Raw genomic sequence first — 19,275 nt, forward strand, 5'->3', positions numbered from 1 at the left:
ACAGCCCGACTAACATCAGCCCTCAATCAGCAAAGTCATACTTCCCCCCACGCGCCAGCGCCCTCTTATAGGCATCTCGTGCATGAATGCGCTCGAGGAAAGAGCGAATATGAGGAAGCGCCTTAGCCCCTGCCCGATGACTGGCCGCTTCGAGCGGAAAACTCATCTGCACATCGGCCGCCGTGAATGCATCACCGGCGAACCACTCCGACTTGGCGAGCTCTCCCTCGACATACCCAAAGTGCAGCTTGAGCTGCGGATCGATGAAACTGCTTTGCATCGTCTCCGCAATCCGGCGCGCGACCGGCTTGACGAAGAACGGCATCCGCGCACTGCCGATACGCAATGCGACCAGCTTGAGCAGAAGCGGCGGCATCGCCGAGCCTTCCGCATAATGCATCCAGTAGCTATAACGCACGCGCTCGGGCGTCACGCCGTGCGGCGGCGCAAAGCGTCCCTCGCCATAGCGCTCGACCAGATACTCGATGATCGCACCCGACTCGGCGATCGTGAGACCATCGTCGGTAATGACCGGCGACTTGCCGAGCGGATGCACGGCACGCAGCTCAGCCGGTGCAAGCATCGTCTTCGGATCGCGCTGGTAGCGCTTCAGTTCATACTCGACGCCGAGTTCCTCCAGCATCCAGAGCACACGCTGCGAACGGGAATTGTTGAGGTGATGGACAGTGAGCATGTGCAGGGATGGAATGTGATTTGCAAAGGCGTGGTGAGTTGCGCCGCAGCATACCAATGAATCCGCGGCGCCGAAGCGTCGAATGTAGAAGGCCTCTTCCAGAGCGGCCGCGTTCGATCAAAACCAATGACGCAAGCAAAGGGAGAATTCAATGACACTCATCATTATCTGGTCGGCTGGCTGATCTTCATCGGCGGCGTGGCGTGGGCGCTCGTCGCAATGCACGTCGCGCAGCACACAATCGCCATCGTGGCCGTCATCCTGCTCGGCATCGCCGTCATCACGGGCGCAACGCGAGCGCGCAACCGCGACCGGTCATAGCATCGCCGTCGACCAAGCCAGGAAGCGCGCGCGGCGCGCCTCCAGCCAGCGCTTCACTCAGGACACCGCGCGCGCGTTCAGCGAGTCGTGGATCAACATCACCAGTTCGTCGGGATGCGCGGGTTTCATCATGAAGTGCTGGAAGCCCTCGCCGATACTTCGCAATCGATATTCATCGCCGTCGTGGCCCGTTAGCGCGATCGCCACCGATGGCGGCAGGTTGCCGCGAATCTCGTGATCGCGCAAACGTTGTATCAGGTAGAAACCATCCATCACGGGAAGGTCGATGTCGCAAATCACTGCATCGGGCAGAAGCCGGATCGCGGTTTCCACGCCCTCCTCGGCATCGGCGACGGCAACCACATCCGCGCCTTCCTCCTCGAGCAACATCTGCAATGATTCCCTGCTCTCCGGATCGTCTTCGATCAGCACGATCCTCGTGTGCCCCAGTCTTGCTACTTCGTTCATCATTTTGTTTTGAAACTGCAAAAGCGGAATTCATATACCGGCGATTCTACTGCTAGCCGCTCGACCCCTAAGCCTGTTCGCTTCAGGGTCGCGACATGGATTCCGACAGCACCGTTGTTGATCGGTTGGTGGGCCACGCTTGTCCGGTGCGGAACGCGCGCGGTGCCTGGAGGAAACGGCAGCGCGACTCGCCGCCGGTCCCGTCCGCACCCGATTGAGCAAAAAGCAGGCCGGAGCCTTGCAGCACCCGCCAGGCCCTTTCGGGGCGGCTCGCGGCGGCATGCGCGCCTACTGCCCGCCTCCAGCGATAAGCACGACCGTGTAAATCCTCCATTGATCGTGCCCGCTTTCTAGTCAGACTTTTCGGGCACCGCGCCGGCGTGCAGGAGCGCGCGATATTCGGTCGGCGTAATGCCGACAGTCGCCTTGAACTGGCGCGTGAATGCACTGTGGTCGGTGTAACCGCACAGCGCGGCGACATCGGTGACCTTGTCGTGGGTGACGAGCAGCGCAGTGGCGGCGTCGAGGCGCGTCTTGAGCAGCACCTGGCGCGGCGTGAGGTGAAAGACCTTGTGGAAATATCGTTCGAGTTGCGCGATCGACATGTTCGCCATCGAGGCCAGTTCGCGCATCGTGAGCGGCTGCACGAAGTTTTCCTGGATGTGCTGCACGACGGCGGCGAGCCGGCTGTACGCGGGATGCGTGCCTTCGGCCGCCTGCAGGTCGCGCGAGATGCCCGCGAGGCCGACCACCTTGCCCGACGCATCGTGCAGCGGCTGCTTGCAGGTCATGCACCAGCCGGGCTCGCGTCCGGCATAGAGATGCAGTTCGAGCTGATCGATCAGTTGATTGCCCTGCGCGATGATCGCCTTGTCCTGCGCGGTATAGATCCGCCCGAAGCGGCGCGGAAACACGTCTTCGGCCGTCTTGCCGATGAGCGCGCGCTTGTCCTTCTGGCCGCAGCGCCGTGCAAGCGTGCGATTGACCATCGCATAGCGCGCTTCCTCGTCCTTCACGAAGAACACGACGTCGGGCATGGCGTCGAAGACCGGTTCGAGCAGCATGAAGTGCCCGAGCATCGCGTTGAGCGTCGATCCGCCCGCGCTCGCGCGCAATGCGGCAGTACCGAGTTCGTCGGCGGGGCGGTCCATCGTGATGGTCATGCGCGTATCGCTCGCGTCGTGGTCGACTTTGCCTGTCATGGACGGATGCGCGCGGCCGGTCGTCGCGCGGCATGGCTGCGCTCGATTATAGGGCGCGCGGCGGCATTCAAAAGTGAGTACTTGACCGCTCTATGGGCCGATGTCGCCGGCTGCGATCAGTGTGTCGATGCGCGCCGGGCTGAACGGCTCGCGCGGCGCCTCTACGTTCCACCCGAAATAGGTCGAAGCCGCCGCGCCGCACACGCGGCCCTGGCACGGGCCCATGCCGCAGCGCGTGTGCAGCTTCGCGTCGCGCCAGTTCGCATGCGTCGAGACGGAGCCGATGCTCACGTCCTCGCAGCGGCAGATCAGCGTGTCGGGCGAAGGCAGCCGGCGCGCCTCTTCGCCCAATTCGAACGCGGCGGCAACACGTGCGGCAAAGCGCCGCCAGCGCTCGCGTGAGCGACGTTCGGTCGCGACGCGCGCATCGTCGATGCCAAGCGCCGCGTAAGCCGCGAGCGCGCCTTCGACGCTTGCGAGTTCCATCCCGCCGACGCCCGTGCATTCGCCCGCGGCCAGCACGCCTCGCACCGACGTGCGCTGCGAGTCGTCGACGCGAATCGCGCCGTGCGAATCGAGCGTGCAACCGAGCGCCTGCGCGAGCGCAACGTTCGGCACGAGCCCGTAGCCGCACGCGACGCGGTCCGTTTCGATCGACCGCTCGCGCCCAGCGGCGCGGATCCTCACCGCTTCGACGCGCTTTGCGCCATGCGCCTTCACGACAACGGCGCCCGTCCGGTAGCGCGACCTGCGGATCGTGCGCATCAGCGCAACCGCCTGCGCCAGCTTCGCCGGCGTGAGTGCGAGCGTTGCGGCGAAGCGCAGCACCCGGGCCGCGCCCGCCTGCTCGACGACCGCGCGCACGTCAGCGCCGCGCCGCGCCGCCGTCGATGCCGCCGCGAGCAGCAACGGTCCGCTGCCCGCGATCACGATGCGCTCGCCCGCGACCGGCATGCCGCCCTTGATCAGCGCCTGCAAGCCGCCCGCGCCGGTGACGCCGGGCAGCGTCCAGCCGTCGAAGGGCAAGAGGCGTTCGCGGGCGCCGGTCGCGAGCAGCAGGTGCGTGGATTCGATGCAGGCGGGTCGGTCGGCGCATTCGAGCAGCAGCCGGTTCGCGCCGATCGCCGCGATGACCTTTGCGCCCTGCATCACGTCGAGGTTCGGGCGCGGCGCGGTGTCGGCGAGCCAAAGCGCGAGCGGGGGCTGCGGCACGACGCCCGGGCCCTGCCGCCAGATCTGTCCGCCGGGGCGCGGATTGTCGTCGATCAGCGCGACGCGCGCGCCCTCGCCCGCGGCCACTTGCGCGGCACGCAAGCCCGCCGGCCCCGCGCCGATGATCGCAATGTCGTAGCGTTCGACCTTCATCGCACGGTCCCGATCGCGAGGCCGTCGCGGCAAAGCGCCTGGCAGGCGAGCACGTGCGGGCGTCCGTCGATGCTCACGCGGCATTCCTGACACACGCCCATGCCGCACAGCGGGCCGCGCGGCTCGCCCGTCACCGAAAGCCGCGTCGCGAGCGCGCCGTGCATCGCCAGCGCCGCGGCGACGGTCGTGAACGCCGGAACGCTGAGCGCTTCCCCGTCGATCGTGACGGTCACGGTGTCAGTCATGCGCGTGCTCTGTCGAAAAGCGGCGCGGCGCGAACGCAGCAGGATCGAGCGGGCAGGCGTGGTTCAGCATCTGCGCCGCGAGCAGTTTCGCCGTGCCGAGCGAAGTCGTCACGCCGAGCCCTTCGTGGCCGGCGGCGAGCCAGATGCCATCGTCGACGTCGTGCGCGGCGCCGATCAGCGGCAAGCCGTCCGGAGACGCTGCCCGAAACCCGGTCCACGCGCGAATCGCGCTGAGCGCCGGCAAGTTCGGCAGATAACGCGCCGCCCGCGCGAGCATCGCGGCGAGTACGTCCGATTCGACAGCGGGATCGAGCGTGTCGAACTGCCGCGACGATCCGATCAGCAATTGGCCGGTCGGCCGCGGCTGCGCGTTGAACGCGACCGAGGTCCCGGTCGCGTGATGCGCGCTCTTGATATAGCCGAGTTCGAGCAGTTGATGACGGATCAGGCCGGGATAGCGGTCGGTTATCAGCAGATGTCCCTTTTTCGCGGCGAGCGGCACGCCCGGCAGCAGATCGCGCGCGGCCAGCCCGTTCGCGACGACGACATGCGCCGCCGTGCGCGCCTCGCCATTCGCGAGCGTGACGCGTCCGCGCCCGATTTTCGCCGCGCTGCAACCCGTCGACACGCGGATGCGCGAGGCATGAGGCGACTGCGTCAGCAGCCATTCGGCGGCGCGCGGCGCATAGACGATGGAGTCGTCCCCGACCAGCAGGCCGCCCGCAAACCGGTGATGCAGCGCAGGTTCGCTCGTCCGCAATGCCTGCGTATCGAGCATTTCCGCGCGCACGCCGTGCGCCGCGAACGCCTCACGCATGTCGCGGGCGGCGGCCATCTCCTCGTCGTCCTCCGCGACCCACAGCGTGCCGCAGCGCGCGAAGGCATCGCAGGCGCGCAGTTGCGGCGCGAGATCGAGCCAGAGTTCGCGCGAATGACGCGCGAGCGCGAATTCGGGTGCCGAATCGTTCATCACCACGATGTGGCCCATGCCCGCCGCCGTCGCCCCGCCGCCGATTCCGCGCGACTCCAGCACCTCGACCGCGAGACCGTGCGCCGCCAGTTCCGCCGCGCACGCCGCGCCGACAATCCCCGCCCCGACGACGATGACATCCGCGCTCATCGGATCGCGTTCGCGGGAACGGCGGGAATGCCCCACGCGAACGGATCGGCGGGATCGAAGCAGAGACGCCCTTCGCCCATGATGTGGGCGTGGCCGGTGATCGTCGGGATGATCCCGGCGTCGCCCGGCTGGTAACTCGCCTCGAACACGCTGCCGATCACGCTCTCCTGCCGCCAGACTTCGCCCGGCGCCAGCAGGCCGTCGGCAGCGAGGCACGCCACCTTCGCGCTCGTGCCGGTCCCGCACGGCGAGCGATCGTAGGCGCTGCCCGGGCATAGCACGAAGCTGCGGCTGTCGAGCCCCGCGCGCGGCGAATCCGCGAACAGTTCGATGTGGTCGATATATGCGCCGTCGGCGCCCGTGACGTTCTGCGCGGCGAGCGCGTCGCGGATCGCGTCGGTGAAAGCCGTCAGGCCGGCGATGTTCGCCGGCACGAGTTCACGCCCGTGGTCCGCGACGAGAAAGAACCAGTTGCCGCCCCACGCGACATCGCCCGTGAGCGCGCCGTGGCCCGGCACATCGACCTTCACCGCCTGCCGGTGCCGGTACGCCGGCACGTTGCGCACGCTGACGCTGCCGTTCTCGTTGAGCGTCGCCTCGACGATGCCGACCGGCGTCTCGATCCGGTGCGGCCCCGGCGCGATCCGGCCCAGATGCGCGAGCGAGACGACGAGCCCGATCGTGCCGTGCCCGCACATGCCGAGATAGCCGACGTTGTTGAAGAAGATGACCGCGGCCGTGCTCGCCGGATCGTCCGGTTCGCACAGCAGCGCGCCGACCACCACGTCCGAGCCGCGCGGCTCCGTGACGATGCCCGCGCGCCAGCCGTCGAATTGCGTGCGAAAGACGTCGAGCCTTTCCCTGAGCGAGCCGCGCCCCAGATCTGGCCCGCCCGACACGATGAGGCGGGTAGGCTCACCGCCCGTGTGCGAATCGATGATGTCGAGTGTTTTCATGCTGCTATCGTAGAAACGCGGCGGCGGCGCGTCTTGGCGCAGCTACCCGGTTTTCGTGACGATTTCGGCACAGCGGGGCGTTTCCAGGACTATGCCGAAATCGGCACGCGAGACGCTTGATTTGCGCAAGACGCGTCCATTTTCGCTGCCTAAACTGGCGGCTACATTCACTCGAGGAGAGCCGCCGTGGCGCATATCTGGGAAGGCGTGATTCCCGCCGTCACCACCAAGTTCAACGCGGATTTCAGCATAGACCGCAGTTGGACGGAGAAGAATATCGAAGCGCAGATCGACGCGGGCGTCGACGGCATCATCGTGGGCGGATCGCTCGGCGAGGCGTCTACTCTGTCGCTCGACGAAAAGCTCGATGTGCTCGACATCGCCGTGGACGCGTCGCGCGGCCGCGTGCCGGTCCTCCTGACGATTGCGGAAAACAGCACGCTCGACGGCTGCCGGCAGGCCGAGCGCGCGGCCAGTCACGGCGCGGCCGGCTACATGGTGCTGCCGGGCCTGCGTTACCTGTCGGACCGCCGCGAGACGCTGAACCACTTCCGCATGGTCGCCGACGCGAGCCCGCTGCCGATCATGGTCTACAACAATCCGCTCGCGTATGGCGTCGACGTGACGCCGCAGATGTTCGCCGAACTCGCCGAAGACAAGAAATTCGCCGCGATCAAGGAATCGTCGGGCGACGTGCGCCGCATCACCGATCTCATCAACGAGACCGGCGACCGCTACGCGCTCTTCTGCGGCGTCGACAACCTCGCGATGGAAGCCATCCTGATGGGCGCGCATGGCTGGGTTGCCGGACTCGTGTGCGCATTTCCGCACGAGACCGTGGCGATCTACCGGCTGCTGCGCGTCGGGCGCATCGAGGAAGCGCGGACGATCTACCGCTGGTTCGCGCCGATGCTCGCGCTCGACGTTTCGCACAAGCTCGTGCAGAACATCAAGCTTGCCGAAGCGATCGTCGGGCTCGGCACCGAGCCGGTCCGGCCGCCGCGCCTGCCGCTCGCGGGCGAGGAGCGCCGGCAAGTCGAAGCGCTGATCCGCCGCTCGATCGAAACGCGGCCCGCGCTGCCTTCCCTGTAACGCATACGCGAGGCGTACGGACGAAAAAAATGCCGTCTTGCGGCGGCATTTTTCGTTGGAGTCGTCAGGCAGCGACCCCCGGCGATTCACGCTCGAGTTGTTCCGCTTCGTCCCCGTAGAGATGAAGCAGCCGGTATCCGCTCTTGTAGACAGGCTGCAGCCGGAAGTGATTGATTGGCTCGATGTCCAGTGCAAGGCGCAGGCGCGACACGTGGCTGTCGATGGTACGCGTGGTTTCGCGGAACTCGCGCCCCCAGACCATCGCGAAGATGTGATCGCGCGACAGCACGCGCCCCACGTTCGAGAAGAACAGCATCGCGAGCCGGAATTGCGTGCCGCTCAGTTGCACCGGCTTGCCGCGCACGGTGACGCTCTGCTGGCGCGCGTCGAAGTGATAGCAGCCGACGTCGAGGCCCGCGGACGTCTGCGACGGATACGCGCGCCGGAAAAGCGCCTCGACGCGTGCGCCGAATTCGGCGGCGCGCACCGGGTGGGCGAGGAAGTCGTCGGCGCCGGCCGTTAGCGCGCGCACGATGTTGTGCTCGGCGCCGTCGGCGGTGACGAACAACACCGGGACGCGCTCGCCGAAGCTTGCACGCACCGACTTCAGCAGGTCGAGGCCGCAGAGGCCGGTGGAATGCCAGTCGAGGATCAGCATGTCGACGGTCGAGCGCGACAATGCTTTCGAGAGCACGAGGCCATCGCCATAGACGACGCAGGTATGGCCGAGCCGCTTGACGAGTTCGCCAAGCAGCAGACGGTGGGTGGGATCGGTTTGAAGAACGGCGACACGCATGAAAGTCGGGCCCGGTGAGTCGGAAAATGCGGCGACAAGGGGTCCGGGGCTGCCGGAGCTTGGTTCGCCTTGGCTCCGGAAGCAGTCGCTTCGCAAAAGCCAGTACAGACGCCGGATTCTGAAGAAGGGCCTGGGCGTGTCACATTGGATAAGTCTTATTTTTTTACACAATGATTCAACTAGAGGGCGCATTCGGCAGTGCGTCGCGCGGCATCCTGTAACATCCCGCGTTTGGCAAAAAGTTCCCGCTTTCGCGCTGCCACCCGCAGATCGTAAAAGCAGGCTGCGCCGCGGCTCTGAGCCGCGCCGTGCGGCCGCGGTTTTCGCGCTGATCCGGCGCAACTTTTCCGCAGTCGGGCGATGCCTCGTCCTGCGCGCTCCCAACCCTTCGAACCCCGTGCGCGCGGCTTTTCCATTTACCGACTTCTTTCATCGATGCAAGCAACACCACTCAAGGGCGCCGCCCCCGCCGCTGGCCGCGCACTCACGCGCGGCGACTATAAAACCCTGTCGCTCGCGGCACTCGGCGGCGCGCTCGAGTTCTACGACTTCATCATCTTCGTGTTCTTCGCGCCGGTGATCGGCCAGTTGTTCTTCCCCGCGACGATTCCGGACTGGCTGCGCCAGTTGCAGACATTCGGCATTTTCGCGGCCGGCTATCTCGCGCGGCCGCTCGGCGGGATCATCATGGCGCACTTCGGCGACCTGCTCGGCCGCAAGCGCATGTTCACGCTTTCCGTGCTGCTGATGTCCGTTCCGACGCTCCTGATGGGCCTCCTTCCCACCTACGCGTCGATTGGCCTGATGGCGCCGGTGCTGCTGCTCCTGTTCCGCGTGATGCAGGGCGCGGCGGTCGGCGGCGAGGTCCCGGGCGCGTGGGTGTTCGTGTCCGAACACGTGCCGTCGCGGCACATCGGCTACGCGTGCGGCACGCTCACCGCGGGTCTCACGGCCGGCATCCTGCTCGGCTCGCTGATCGCGGCGGCCGTCAACCGGAACTTCGCGCCGGCTGAAGTCGCGGATTACGCCTGGCGCGTTCCGTTCCTGCTCGGCGGCGTCTTCGGATTGTTCTCGGTTTATCTGCGCCGCTGGCTGCATGAAACGCCGGTGTTCGCCGAACTGCAGAAGCGCAAGTCGCTTGCGGCCGAGATTCCGTTGAAGGCCGTGCTGCGCGACCACGGCCGCGCCGTGATCGTCTCGATGCTGCTCACGTGGATGCTGTCCGCCGCGATCGTCGTCGTGATCCTGATGACGCCGACGCTTTTGCAGAAGCAGTTCCACATCCCCGCGGCGACCGCGCTGATCGCGAACTGCGTCGCGACGCTTTGCCTGACGATAGGCTGCGTGCTGGCGGGCGCGATCGCCGGGCGGATCGGCGCGGGCAAGACGATCTTCGTCGGCGGCATTGCGCTCGCGATCTCGTACTACACGCTGTTCCAGCAACTGGCCGTGGATACGTCCGTGCTCGTGCCGTGGTACGCGTTCACCGGCTTCACCGTCGGCGTGATCGGCGCGATTCCGTTCGTGATGGTCAAGTCGTTCCCGGCCGTCGTGCGTTTTTCGGGAATTTCGTTCTCGTACAACGTGGCCTACGCGATTTTCGGCGGCCTCACGCCGATCGTCGTCTCGCTGATGATGAAATCCAATCCGATGGCGCCCGCGCTGTACGTGGCGGCGCTGTGCGTCGTCGGCGCGCTGACGACGCTTTTCATCCGTCACGCGCCGGAAAAACGCTGAAGACGCGGCATTGCCGGTTTCGCTGCAAGGCGCGCCTTCGGGCGCGCTTTTTTTGCCTTCGACGCTGCGGCCACGTTTCACGCCACCCCGAAACATCGTGTGCGCGACGCGCCTACGATGTCCGCATGAACTCGAACCCCACCTCCCCTTCCTCCGGCCTCGACGCGCGACACTTGCTGATCGTCGGCACGACGAGCGTCGGCTTCGTCGTCTCGCAACTCGATGTGTCGATCGTCAACGTCGCGCTCGCGAGCATCGCCCACGACCTGAACGCGAGCCTCGCGAGCCTGCAATGGACCGTCGACGCCTACGCCCTCGCGTTCGCCGCGTTGATGCTCTCGGCGGGCGTGCTCGGCGACCGCTTCGGCGCGCGGCGTCTGTTCGTCGCGGGCCTCGCGCTCTTCGCGCTGGCGTCGCTCGGCTGCGCGTTCGCGGCCGACGCGCCGCAGCTCGTCGCCGCGCGCGCCTTGCAGGGCGTCGGCGCGGCGGCGATGCTGCCGAACTCCCTCGCGCTCCTGAACCAGTCGTGCGGCGACGACCGGCGCCTGCGCGCGCACGCGGTCGGACTGTGGACGGCGGCGGGGGCGGTGTCGATCGCCGCGGGCCCGATCGTCGGCGGAATGCTGATCGCGGCGTTCGGCTGGCGCGGGATTTTCTGGGTCACCTGCCGCTGTGCGTCATTGGTATCGTCGCGACCTTCGCCTGGGTCGACGACACCCCGCGCCCGGCGCAGGCAAGCGGCGTCGACCTGCCCGGCCAGGCGCTCGCGATCGTCGCGCTGACGGCGTTCGTCGGCGCGATGATCGAACTGCGGCCGCTCGGCATCGCGCATCCGCTCGTGCTCGGCGGGATCGCGCTCGCGATTGCCGCGTGCGCTGCCTTTGTCGCCGTCGAAAGGCAGAGCGCCGCGCCGATGCTGCCGCTCTCGCTCTTCGCGGACCGCACGTTCAGCGCGGCAGTGGTGTTCGGCGGGTTCGCCAACCTGACGTACTACGGGATGGTCTTCGTGCTGAGCCTGTATTTGCAGCGCGTACTCGGCCACACGCCCTTGCAGACGGGACTCGCGTTCCTGCCGCTGACAGGCGGCTTCCTGCTGTCGAACCTGGCGAGCGGACCGGTGGTCGCGCGTTTCGGCTCGCGCGGGCCGATGATCGCCGGTGCGCTGATCGATGCGGCCGGTTTCGCGGCGCTCATGTTCGTCGGTGCATCGACGTCGACCGCCGCACTGCTGTTGCCGTTCCTGCTGATCCCGACCGGCATGGGCCTCGCCGTGCCCGCGATGACGACGGCCATCCTCGGCACGGTCGCTCAGGAGCGCGCGGGGACGGCGTCCGCAGTGCTCAACACGGCGCGCCAAGCAGCGGGGGCGATCGGCGTCGCGGCGTTCGGCGCGCTCGCGGGTCACGCCACGGGCGGAAGCCAGACAGCGAGCATCGTCGCGGGCGTGAAGTGGTCGGCAGGGATTTCGGTAGCGCTCCTGATCTGCGGCGCGCTGACGGCGCGCAGGGTGCGCAACGCCGCGCAGCTGGCGGCGAAAGGCATGGCGGGACAGGCGCCGAGGGCGTAAACGTACCGCCTGCGCAACAGGTACAGGCAGATCGCTTCGGGAATGCCGAACCGGGCGTACAGTCGATGCGAAAGCGCCGACGAATCTGCTTCGGCGCGAAGGCCCTGAGCGCGGCAGGCCCACGAGGTCGCCGACACTCCCCATCCCGATCATCATCTGCGGGAACGCCCTTTGCAGCGTCAGGCGAGCGCCTTTCGTGCAAACACGCGATCCGCAGGCCGCTTGAGGAAAGCCAACATGTCCACGCCGCCCGAATACACGCCGCTCGATCCCGATCCGGACGAGTTGCTCGACCCCGATGCATCGCCGAATCCGGACGATCCCGACCTGCCCGACGGTCCCGATTCCATCTTGCTGTTCACGCCCGGCGCTTCAGCCCGGATATAGGCGCGCCGCGCTGTTCACGCAAAAGCGCCCGCGCCGCAAAACCGCGGGCGGGCGCCGTCGTAGCGGTCAGCCGCCAGAGCCCGAAAACCTACAGACTCGTGGTCTGGACCTCGCCAGTTTCGAGCGCGCGCTCGATCAGCGCTTCCTGCTGCGCCTTGCGCACCGCATCGGCGACGAAGCTCTCGGGCGCCTCCACCTCCGCCTTGATCGCACCGATGATGCCGGTCGCGTCGACGATCACGAGCGACTCGGCCGAATCCGCGCGGCTGATGATCACGCGCTGCGGCCCGCCGCCCTCGGCGATGCTGGCGCAGAACTCCATCCGCTGTCCGCCGATGGTTTGCTCGAAGGTATGGATCATCGCTTTCTCGCCCTTGTCTGATGCTTCGTTGGATGGTTCGCCGGGCCGTGCTTCAGGCGCGATTCGGCGCCTTCGCGAACGACGCCCGCCGTATGCGACCCTGTTTCATTGATCGGCGGCCCGGCCGGAGGTTCAATTTTGCCCGCGCCGGCCGTCACGCAGACGCCGCCTCGCGCAAGGCGGCGGCGGTCCCGGCGTCGGCCGGAAAAAATGCCTCGATCGCCAGTTCGGACAACGTGATGTCGACGGGCGTGCCGAACACGGTCGTCGTGCTGAAGAACGACAGCACGCCCGTTGCCGTGCGCAGCCTGAACGGCACGACGACCGCATCGATCTCGCCATTCGGACTGTGAGCAAACCCCGCGCCCGCCTGAAGCGGCGCCGGATACGACTCCAGTTCGCCCAGCAAATCGGCGAGCACCGGATCGCCGGAAACGTCGACCTGCCGCCGCACGCGCGCGAGCAGATGCGCGCGCCACTCGTGCCAGTTGACGATCGCGTTTGCGAGTCCCTTCGGATGCAGCGACAGCCGCAGCACGTTCACGGGCCCTTCCAGCAGCGCCGGATCGGCGAGCGCGACGAGCGGCGCCACCGCGGCGTTGGCGGCGACCATCGTCCAGTGGCGATCGACCGCCAGCGCCGGATACGGCTCGTGCCCCTTCAGCACCAGGTCCACTGCCCGCCGCGCCGCGGACAGTTGCGGATCGGCGAGATTGCGCTCGCGATACAGCGGCGCATAACCCGCCGCGACGAAGAGCGTATTGCGCTCGCGCAGCGGCACGTCGAGTTGTTCGGCGAGGCGCATCAGCATCTCCCGGCTCGGCACGGAACGGCCCGATTCGACGAAGCTCAGATGGCGCGTGGAGACCTGCGCGTCGCCCGCGAGGTCGAGCTGGCTCAGTCTTCTGCGCTGCCGCCATTCACGCAGCAATGCGCCGACGGGCTGGAGCGGCGCGGCGTGGGCAAGGGTCGAGTTCATGAGGGCGATCATAGTCGAAGGCAACGTGGGCTTTCCATTGCCTCCCGCGTAATCGACACACGCTCGCGCGTCTCCGATAGTTCCGTCACGCGGCAAGCCACCACGCATCCGCTGCCGCGCCGGACTCAACAACCCGCCAATGGAGGCACCATGAACACCCAGTCCCCTTCCCGCGATGCCCTGATCGACCGCTACTTCGACGCATGGAACGAAACCGACGCCGAACGGCGCGCCACGCTGATTCGCGCGAGCTATGCGGAGCACGCGACGTATCGCGATCCGCTTTTGCGCGGCGACGGCCACGCCGGCATCGACACGATGATTCGCGCCGTTCACGAGCGCTTTCCGGCCCACACCTTCCGGCGCACGACCGATGTCGACGGCTTCGCGAACCATCTGCGTTTCAGCTGGGAATTGCGCACGCCGCAGGGCCAGGCCATCGTGAAAGGCACCGATTTCGGCACGCTCGACGAGAGCGAACGCATCGTTTCGATCACGGGCTTCCTCGACGAAGTGCCCGGCTGACGCGGCGCGACGCCGTAAAAATTACCTCGCAAACGTTCGCCGGAAACTTTATTCTCTGCTGCCCTAAATCTCCGATTAACGAAGCCGTTAAGACCGAAGACGACTTTGCGCGCGTTGCAGGCCCGAAAATGCCGGCGCCGCGCGCAAAGCCCCGGACTCTCGCGGAGAAATCAATGTTTGTCGTAATCGGATGGGTGGTGGTCATCGGCTCGGTGATCGGAAGTTTTGTCGGCGTCGGCGGGCATCTGGGCGCGCTCGTGCAGCCGTTCGAGTTGCTGTGCATTTTCGGCGCGGCGCTCGGCGCGTTCGTCGTGTCGAATCCGACCGCCACTCTGAAGAAGACGCTCAAGGCATTGCCGAGCATCTTTAAGAGCGGCGCTTATACGAAGGAGAAATATCTCGCGCTGATCGCGCTGCTCTACGAACTGCTTCAGAAAGCGCGCAAGGAAGGGATGATGGCGCTCGAAGCAGACGTCGACGCGCCCGAATCCAGCCCGCTCTTTCAGAAGTACGACGACGTGATGAAGGACCATCACCTGCTCGACTTCATCGTCGACTATCTGCGCATGATGTCGAGCGGCAATGTGAACGCGCTCGAAATGCAGGACCTGATGGACGAAGAGCTCGAAACGCACCACACCGAAGCTTCGGTGGCCGCGAACGCGATTCAGAAGATGGCCGACGGCCTGCCCGCGTTCGGCATCGTTGCGGCGGTGATGGGCGTCGTGCACACGATGGGTTCGGTCGGTGCCGCGCCCGCCGTGCTCGGCGAGATGATCGCCGGCGCGCTCGTCGGCACCTTCCTCGGCATTCTGCTCGCGTACGGCTTCATCGGCCCGCTCGCGGACCTGCTCAACGCCAAGGGCCAGGCCGAAGCCAAGCCGTATCAGTGCGTCAAGTCCGTGCTGCTTGCCTCCATGAACGGCTATGCGCCGACGCTCGCCGTCGAGTTCGGCCGCAAGGTGCTCTTCACCGCCGACCGCCCGAGCTTCAAGGAACTCGACGACGCCGTGCGCGCCACCAAGATGCCGAAGTCGGCCTAATTTTCGCAGCGAACGAACGAGATCATGGCTGAGAAACCTTCACGCGACCCGCTGCAATCCGTGCTCGCGCCGACCGTCGTCGTGCGCCGCAAGAAGAAGGGCGGCCACGGCGGCCATCATGGCGGCGCATGGAAGATCGCCTACGCCGACTTCGTCACGGCGATGATGGCGTTCTTCCTGTTGATGTGGCTGCTCGGCTCGACGTCGAAATACGACAAGCAGGGCATCGAGGAGTACTTCAACACGCCGCTTGCCGCCGTGTTCGGCGGCAAGGACGGCAGCGGCGCCGCGCATACGAGCGTGATCGAAGGCGGCGGGCGCGACCTGTCGAGCTCGCGTCCGGGCGAAGCCAACAAGAGCCAGACGCAGCCGGTGCCGCAGTCGATCGCGCGCGCTGCCGTCGCCGCCGACGACTCGCAGCGCCTGCAGCAACTGAAGCAGAAGCTCACCGCGCTCATCGAGAACACGCCGGCGCTGCGGGCGTTCAAGGACCAGATCCGCATCGCGATCACGAGCGAAGGCCTGCGCATCGAGATCGTCGATTCGCTGAAGCGGCCGATGTTCGCCTCCGGCAGCTCGCGCCTCGAAGGCTACGTGACGACGATTCTGTCGCAGATCGGCGCATCGCTGAACGACGTCGACAACCGCGTGTCGATCGCCGGCCACACCGATGCCGTGCCCTACTCCGGCGGCCAGGCCGGCTATTCGAACTGGGAACTGTCGGGCGAGCGCGCGAACGCCGCGCGCCGCGCGCTGGTCGCGGGCGGCATGAGCGAACGCAAGGTGCTGCAGGTGCGCGGCCTCGCCGACGTGCTGCCGCTCAACAAGGACGTCGCCGACGAGCCGACCAACCGGCGCATCAGCATCCTCGTGCTCAACAAGGCGGCGGAACAGGCATTCTTCAGGGATGGCGGCCGTACGACCGTCGATGAGACGAAGGCGGGGACCGGCGGCGTGATGCCAGTGGCGGCGGTAGGCAAGTCGTCCTGAGCATGGAAGTCTGCCCCGCCGCGTGCCGGGCCTTGCGTCATGCTTCCGGATTGTCGATATCCCCCGCGACGATCCGGCTCCCGAACGACGCCGCCGCCGTGCGCGCTTCCTGGCGAGTAGGAAACGGACCGATGACCGGCGCGCCCGTGAACGGAAACAGCAGCCGGCCGTCGGTCTTGCGCACCACCTTCAGCGTGCCGATGTACAGTCCCGCCGCGTTGACCTGGTACGACGCGTAGATTTCGAAATCCTGCTCCGTCGGCGGTCCCACCTGCGGCCCCGCCTTGCGCATCGCCTTCGAATAGGCCAGTTTCGGTTTTCTCACTGCGTGCCTCCTCGTTTCACACAGTCACCTGCCAGATGCCCGCCTCGGACGGGCGCCCTGCATTTTCTGCCAGCGTCGCGCGCGCTTTTACACGCGGCGGCCAGACGAAGTGCAATGGACTGGACATTCTTAGCAAGACTACATAGTAGCGACGGGCGTCAGCGCATCGACTTTGCGACGCCTAAAGGCCGCGTTTCGTACAGGCACATGCCCGCGGCGCAAGGCGCAGCGGCGCTGGGGTGCATGCATGTGTACGTGCTTGCGACGCCCGATGCGTGCTGATGCCCGGCCTGCTGGCTAAGCAATACGCATGCGCCGTTCCCTCTCGGGAACGGACCTGCAAGGAAGATGGGAAACGGGACGGAAGCCGCCCCTTGAATTACTGCGCGACGCCGGGCGCGAGTCGCTCGCGCAGGTCGTCCATATCGAACGGCTTGGCCAGAATCGGTACGCCGAGGTGCTTTGCGCGTTCGAGTTCGTCGGCGTAACCGGTCATCAGTACCACTTTCTGCGAAGGCAGCCGCGTGATGATCTGCTCCGCGAGGTCGATGCCGTTCATGCGCCCGGGCATCTGGACGTCCGACAGCACGAGATCGAATCCGTAGCCCTGGCCGAGCAGGTCGAACGCGGCATCGGCGTTTTCCTCGTGATGCACCGCGCAGCCGAACACTTCCAGCACGGCCATGATGCCCGCCGCGACGTCCACGTTGTCCTCGACCAGCAGCACGGATATCCCGCGCAACTCCTGCCCGCGCTCCTCGGCGGGCGCAGTCACGAGTTGCTCGTCCGCGACAGACAGCGGCGGCTCCTCGACATGCGGCGCATGATGGTGCGGCAGATAGAGCCGCACCGTCGTGCCCGCGCCCGGCACGCTCGTGATGCGCGCGGAGCCGCCCGCCTGCTCACACGCGGCGAGCACCTGCACGAGCCCGAGACCCGTGCCCGCGCCGCGCACCTTGGTCGTGAAAAGCGGCTCGAACGCGCGCTGGCGCACGTCATCGCTCATACCTTCGCCGTTGTCCGAGATCGAGATAAGCACGTATTCGCCGTTCGGCAGTTCGGTTTCCCCCGCTTTCACGCGCACGTTCTGGCAGCGGATCACAATGCGTCCGCCGCGCGGCATCGCCTCGCTCGCATTGACGACGATGTTCACGAGCGCGAGTTCGAGTTCGACCGGATCGGCCATCACGGTCCACAGATCCGGCGACAGTTCGATCGACACCAGGATATTCGGCCGCACCGAAGTCTTCACCAGTTCGGCGATGCCCTGCAGCCAGACGGCCGGATCGATGAGTTCCTGCTTGAGCGGCTGCTTTCTCGCGACGCTCATGAGCCGCCGCGCGAGCGATTCCGCGCCTGCGGTCGCGCGTTCGACGGCCAGCACTTCGCTTTCGACGTCGTTGAAATTCTTGCGCCGCGCCAGTTCCATGTTCGACGACACGACCATCAGCAGGTTGTTGAAGTCGTGCGCGACGTTCGCGACGAGATTGCCGAGCGCGCCCATGCGGCGCAACTGGCGGCTCGACGCCTCGATGGAAAGCCGGATCGCCACTTCGGCCCGCCAGCGTTCCCACGCGGCCTGCTCGGCGTTCAGGCGGCGGATCGAGAACACGACGAGCAGCCACACGACCACGCACGGCACGAGTGCGATCGCGCCGACCAGGAGGCAATTGCGCCACCAGTTCTGGAAGATCGAATCGGTCGCGTAGCCCGCCGCGACGTAGAGCGGATAGTCGGCGACACGCCGGTAGGCGAGCAGCTTCTCGACGCTGTCGACCGTCGAGGTCATGCGCATCCGGCCGTAGAGTTCGTTGTTGCGAAACGCGTTGGTAAACGGCGTGTTGCTCGCCGGCTGCGCACCCGCCGGCTCGGGCGGAAAGCGCACCATGATGCCGCCGTCGCGCCGGTACAGGCCGATGGTCAGAGCGGGGTCGCCGGCGGCGAGTTCACGATAGTAGTCGCTGAAATATTCGCGCTTGAGCGCGATCGACACCACGCCGAGAAACTGTCCGCCGTGCGATACGCGGCCCATCGTCGAGGTGAAGACGTCCGCCTGCGCGACCTTGCCGCGCAGCGGCAGCGAGAAATACGTGACGGGCGCCATCGCACGGGCCGAGCGGAAATCGTCGCGTTCCGCGATCGACACGCGCGGCACCGGGTAATAGCGGCTGTTCGCAAGCAGATCGCCGTTCACGCCGAACACGGAGATCGCCGCGACCTGCGGAAAGCCCCCGCCGATGTCGTCGAGCGTGTGATGCAGCGCCGATTCGCGGGCCGAGACGCTGGCGTCGTCGCTTTCGCCCAGCATGTCGACGATGCGCGTCTGGAGCTGCTGGTTCAGGTCCATGACCTTGACGGCGTGTTCGTTCGCGACCCGCACCACGCGCTCCACCAGTTCGTCGGCATTGGCTAGGCGCCGCTGGTAGTCGTAATAACCGTAAGCCGTGAGACACGCGAGCGGGATCAGGATCGACCCGATCAGCACGATCAAGAGCACGCGGCGCGTCTCGGCAAAATTGCGCGAAGGCAGCGGCAGGTCGAAGGTCGCAGTCTCTGTGGGGTTCAAGCGTCGGGCCTCGGAATGTCGAGTCGATATCATACCGGCGCGCGGGCCTCGGCATGGAGCTTGCCGGATGGCTACGCTCATGCAGTGTTAGGCACTGCGTCAATCGACGTCGGCACACCGGCCCGGGCTCAGCCGCCCGTCATGGTGCGATGCAATGCAATAGGCCGAAGAAGGCCGTGGATGAGCCGTGGATGCACGCATCCGCGGACTCGGGCAGGGAGCGTGTCATTGCCCCTTGGCGTCGCTGCTGGCGTTGGCGCCGGGGAAATTGGTGGTGTCGGTCGCCGCCTTTCCTGGCGTCTTGTGCGTCTTTTTGCTCGGGCCGCTCATCGCTCCCGATGCCGGATCGCCGCCCGCGGTCGGTCCGGCCGTCGCCGCACCGTGCGCATTGCCGCCGCCCGTGCCGCCCTGTCCGCCGGCGCTGCCGCCGCCGTTCTGCGCCATTGCGACCCCGCACGTCAGCGCGAGCAGCGTCGATACGACCAGTTTCTTGCCATGTTTCATGTTTCCTCCGGTTGTCCGAGCGGACGGCGTCG

At 66.5% G+C, this 19,275-nt stretch carries 20 protein-coding genes and 1 pseudogene; 8 read left to right on the forward strand and 13 right to left on the reverse strand.

Annotated features, from left to right (window positions below; translation table 11 throughout):
* Window positions 1–22 precede the first annotated feature (22 nt).
* Entirely contained in the window at window positions 23–694 is a 672-nt protein-coding gene (locus AWB81_RS02640) for a glutathione S-transferase family protein (protein WP_062632346.1), read from the reverse strand.
* A gap of 126 nt (window positions 695–820) precedes the next feature.
* Between AWB81_RS02640 and AWB81_RS02645 the strand changes: the two genes are divergently transcribed.
* Complete coding sequence (locus AWB81_RS02645; protein ID WP_062632347.1) at window positions 821–1,015, forward strand: hypothetical protein; 195 nt, start codon at window positions 821–823, stop codon at window positions 1,013–1,015.
* A gap of 57 nt (window positions 1,016–1,072) precedes the next feature.
* Here AWB81_RS02645 and AWB81_RS02650 read toward each other — a convergent pair whose 3' ends face one another.
* The 6 genes from AWB81_RS02650 to AWB81_RS02675 all read right to left on the reverse strand — a co-directional run bounded on the left by AWB81_RS02650 (window position 1,073) and on the right by AWB81_RS02675 (window position 6,371).
* Complete coding sequence (locus tag AWB81_RS02650) at window positions 1,073–1,486, reverse strand: response regulator (protein WP_062632470.1); 414 nt, start codon at window positions 1,484–1,486, stop codon at window positions 1,073–1,075.
* A 347-nt stretch (window positions 1,487–1,833) separates the two neighbouring features.
* Window positions 1,834–2,562, reverse strand: a complete 729-nt coding sequence (locus tag AWB81_RS02655; protein WP_374730469.1) for an AraC family transcriptional regulator — start codon at window positions 2,560–2,562, stop codon at window positions 1,834–1,836.
* Between the two features lie 213 nt (window positions 2,563–2,775).
* Window positions 2,776–4,050: an FAD-dependent oxidoreductase gene (locus tag AWB81_RS02660; protein ID WP_062632348.1), complete on the reverse strand. Its 1,275-nt coding sequence runs from the start codon at window positions 4,048–4,050 to the stop codon at window positions 2,776–2,778.
* Window positions 4,047–4,295, reverse strand: coding sequence for a (2Fe-2S)-binding protein (locus tag AWB81_RS02665; RefSeq protein ID WP_062632349.1), 249 nt, complete (start codon window positions 4,293–4,295; stop codon window positions 4,047–4,049). Before AWB81_RS02665 ends, AWB81_RS02660 begins: the two co-directional genes overlap by 4 nt.
* The gene (locus AWB81_RS02670) at window positions 4,288–5,415 is read right to left on the reverse strand and encodes an NAD(P)/FAD-dependent oxidoreductase (RefSeq protein WP_062632350.1); all 1,128 of its coding nucleotides are present in this window, start codon (window positions 5,413–5,415) and stop codon (window positions 4,288–4,290) included. Before AWB81_RS02670 ends, AWB81_RS02665 begins: the two co-directional genes overlap by 8 nt.
* Window positions 5,412–6,371, reverse strand: coding sequence for a 4-hydroxyproline epimerase (locus AWB81_RS02675; protein WP_062632351.1), 960 nt, complete (start codon window positions 6,369–6,371; stop codon window positions 5,412–5,414). The genes AWB81_RS02670 and AWB81_RS02675 overlap by 4 nt, the downstream gene beginning before the upstream one ends.
* Window positions 6,372–6,557: 186 nt before the next feature.
* Between AWB81_RS02675 and AWB81_RS02680 the strand changes: the two genes are divergently transcribed.
* Window positions 6,558–7,463, forward strand: a complete 906-nt coding sequence (locus AWB81_RS02680) for a dihydrodipicolinate synthase family protein (RefSeq protein ID WP_062632352.1) — start codon at window positions 6,558–6,560, stop codon at window positions 7,461–7,463.
* A gap of 64 nt (window positions 7,464–7,527) precedes the next feature.
* Here AWB81_RS02680 and AWB81_RS02685 read toward each other — a convergent pair whose 3' ends face one another.
* Window positions 7,528–8,259, reverse strand: coding sequence for a response regulator transcription factor (locus tag AWB81_RS02685; RefSeq protein ID WP_062632353.1), 732 nt, complete (start codon window positions 8,257–8,259; stop codon window positions 7,528–7,530).
* Window positions 8,260–8,694: 435 nt separating this feature from the next.
* On the opposite strand from AWB81_RS02685, the gene AWB81_RS02690 reads away from it, so the two are divergent.
* The 3 genes and pseudogenes from AWB81_RS02690 to AWB81_RS45610 all read left to right on the forward strand — a co-directional run bounded on the left by AWB81_RS02690 (window position 8,695) and on the right by AWB81_RS45610 (window position 11,950).
* Window positions 8,695–9,996: an MFS transporter gene (locus AWB81_RS02690; protein WP_062632354.1), complete on the forward strand. Its 1,302-nt coding sequence runs from the start codon at window positions 8,695–8,697 to the stop codon at window positions 9,994–9,996.
* 125 nt (window positions 9,997–10,121) lie between these two features.
* Window positions 10,122–11,563: pseudogene (locus tag AWB81_RS02695) on the forward strand (MFS transporter).
* A gap of 237 nt (window positions 11,564–11,800) precedes the next feature.
* Window positions 11,801–11,950: a hypothetical protein gene (locus AWB81_RS45610; protein ID WP_159938813.1), complete on the forward strand. Its 150-nt coding sequence runs from the start codon at window positions 11,801–11,803 to the stop codon at window positions 11,948–11,950.
* Between the two features lie 88 nt (window positions 11,951–12,038).
* Here AWB81_RS45610 and AWB81_RS02700 read toward each other — a convergent pair whose 3' ends face one another.
* Entirely contained in the window at window positions 12,039–12,311 is a 273-nt protein-coding gene (locus AWB81_RS02700; protein WP_062632355.1) for a hypothetical protein, read from the reverse strand.
* Window positions 12,312–12,465: 154 nt separating this feature from the next.
* Complete coding sequence (locus AWB81_RS02705) at window positions 12,466–13,290, reverse strand: helix-turn-helix domain-containing protein (RefSeq protein WP_062632472.1); 825 nt, start codon at window positions 13,288–13,290, stop codon at window positions 12,466–12,468.
* Between the two features lie 150 nt (window positions 13,291–13,440).
* Here AWB81_RS02705 and AWB81_RS02710 point away from each other — a divergent pair, with 150 nt between their 5' ends.
* The 3 genes from AWB81_RS02710 to motB all read left to right on the forward strand — a co-directional run bounded on the left by AWB81_RS02710 (window position 13,441) and on the right by motB (window position 15,848).
* The gene (locus AWB81_RS02710) at window positions 13,441–13,815 is read left to right on the forward strand and encodes a nuclear transport factor 2 family protein (protein WP_062632356.1); all 375 of its coding nucleotides are present in this window, start codon (window positions 13,441–13,443) and stop codon (window positions 13,813–13,815) included.
* Between the two features lie 173 nt (window positions 13,816–13,988).
* Entirely contained in the window at window positions 13,989–14,858 is an 870-nt protein-coding gene (motA, locus tag AWB81_RS02715) for a flagellar motor stator protein MotA (RefSeq protein ID WP_062632357.1), read from the forward strand.
* Window positions 14,859–14,882: 24 nt separating this feature from the next.
* Window positions 14,883–15,848 (forward strand): flagellar motor protein MotB, encoded by a 966-nt coding sequence (motB, locus tag AWB81_RS02720; protein WP_062632358.1) that lies wholly within the window; start codon window positions 14,883–14,885, stop codon window positions 15,846–15,848.
* 37 nt (window positions 15,849–15,885) lie between these two features.
* Here the strand turns inward: motB and AWB81_RS02725 are convergent, their stop codons facing one another.
* The 3 genes from AWB81_RS02725 to AWB81_RS02735 all read right to left on the reverse strand — a co-directional run bounded on the left by AWB81_RS02725 (window position 15,886) and on the right by AWB81_RS02735 (window position 19,243).
* Complete coding sequence (locus AWB81_RS02725; protein WP_374730467.1) at window positions 15,886–16,173, reverse strand: DUF6723 family protein; 288 nt, start codon at window positions 16,171–16,173, stop codon at window positions 15,886–15,888.
* A gap of 379 nt (window positions 16,174–16,552) precedes the next feature.
* Window positions 16,553–18,739, reverse strand: a complete 2,187-nt coding sequence (locus tag AWB81_RS02730; protein ID WP_235025704.1) for a hybrid sensor histidine kinase/response regulator family protein — start codon at window positions 18,737–18,739, stop codon at window positions 16,553–16,555.
* Window positions 18,740–18,964: 225 nt separating this feature from the next.
* Window positions 18,965–19,243 carry a hypothetical protein gene (locus tag AWB81_RS02735; protein ID WP_062632360.1) on the reverse strand — a complete coding sequence of 93 codons (279 nt, stop codon included), beginning with the start codon at window positions 19,241–19,243 and terminating at the stop codon, window positions 18,965–18,967.
* Window positions 19,244–19,275: the final 32 nt, after the last annotated feature.

Origin of the sequence: Caballeronia arationis, assembly GCF_001544975.2 — a bacterium.
GTDB classification, from domain to species: domain Bacteria; phylum Pseudomonadota; class Gammaproteobacteria; order Burkholderiales; family Burkholderiaceae; genus Caballeronia; species Caballeronia arationis.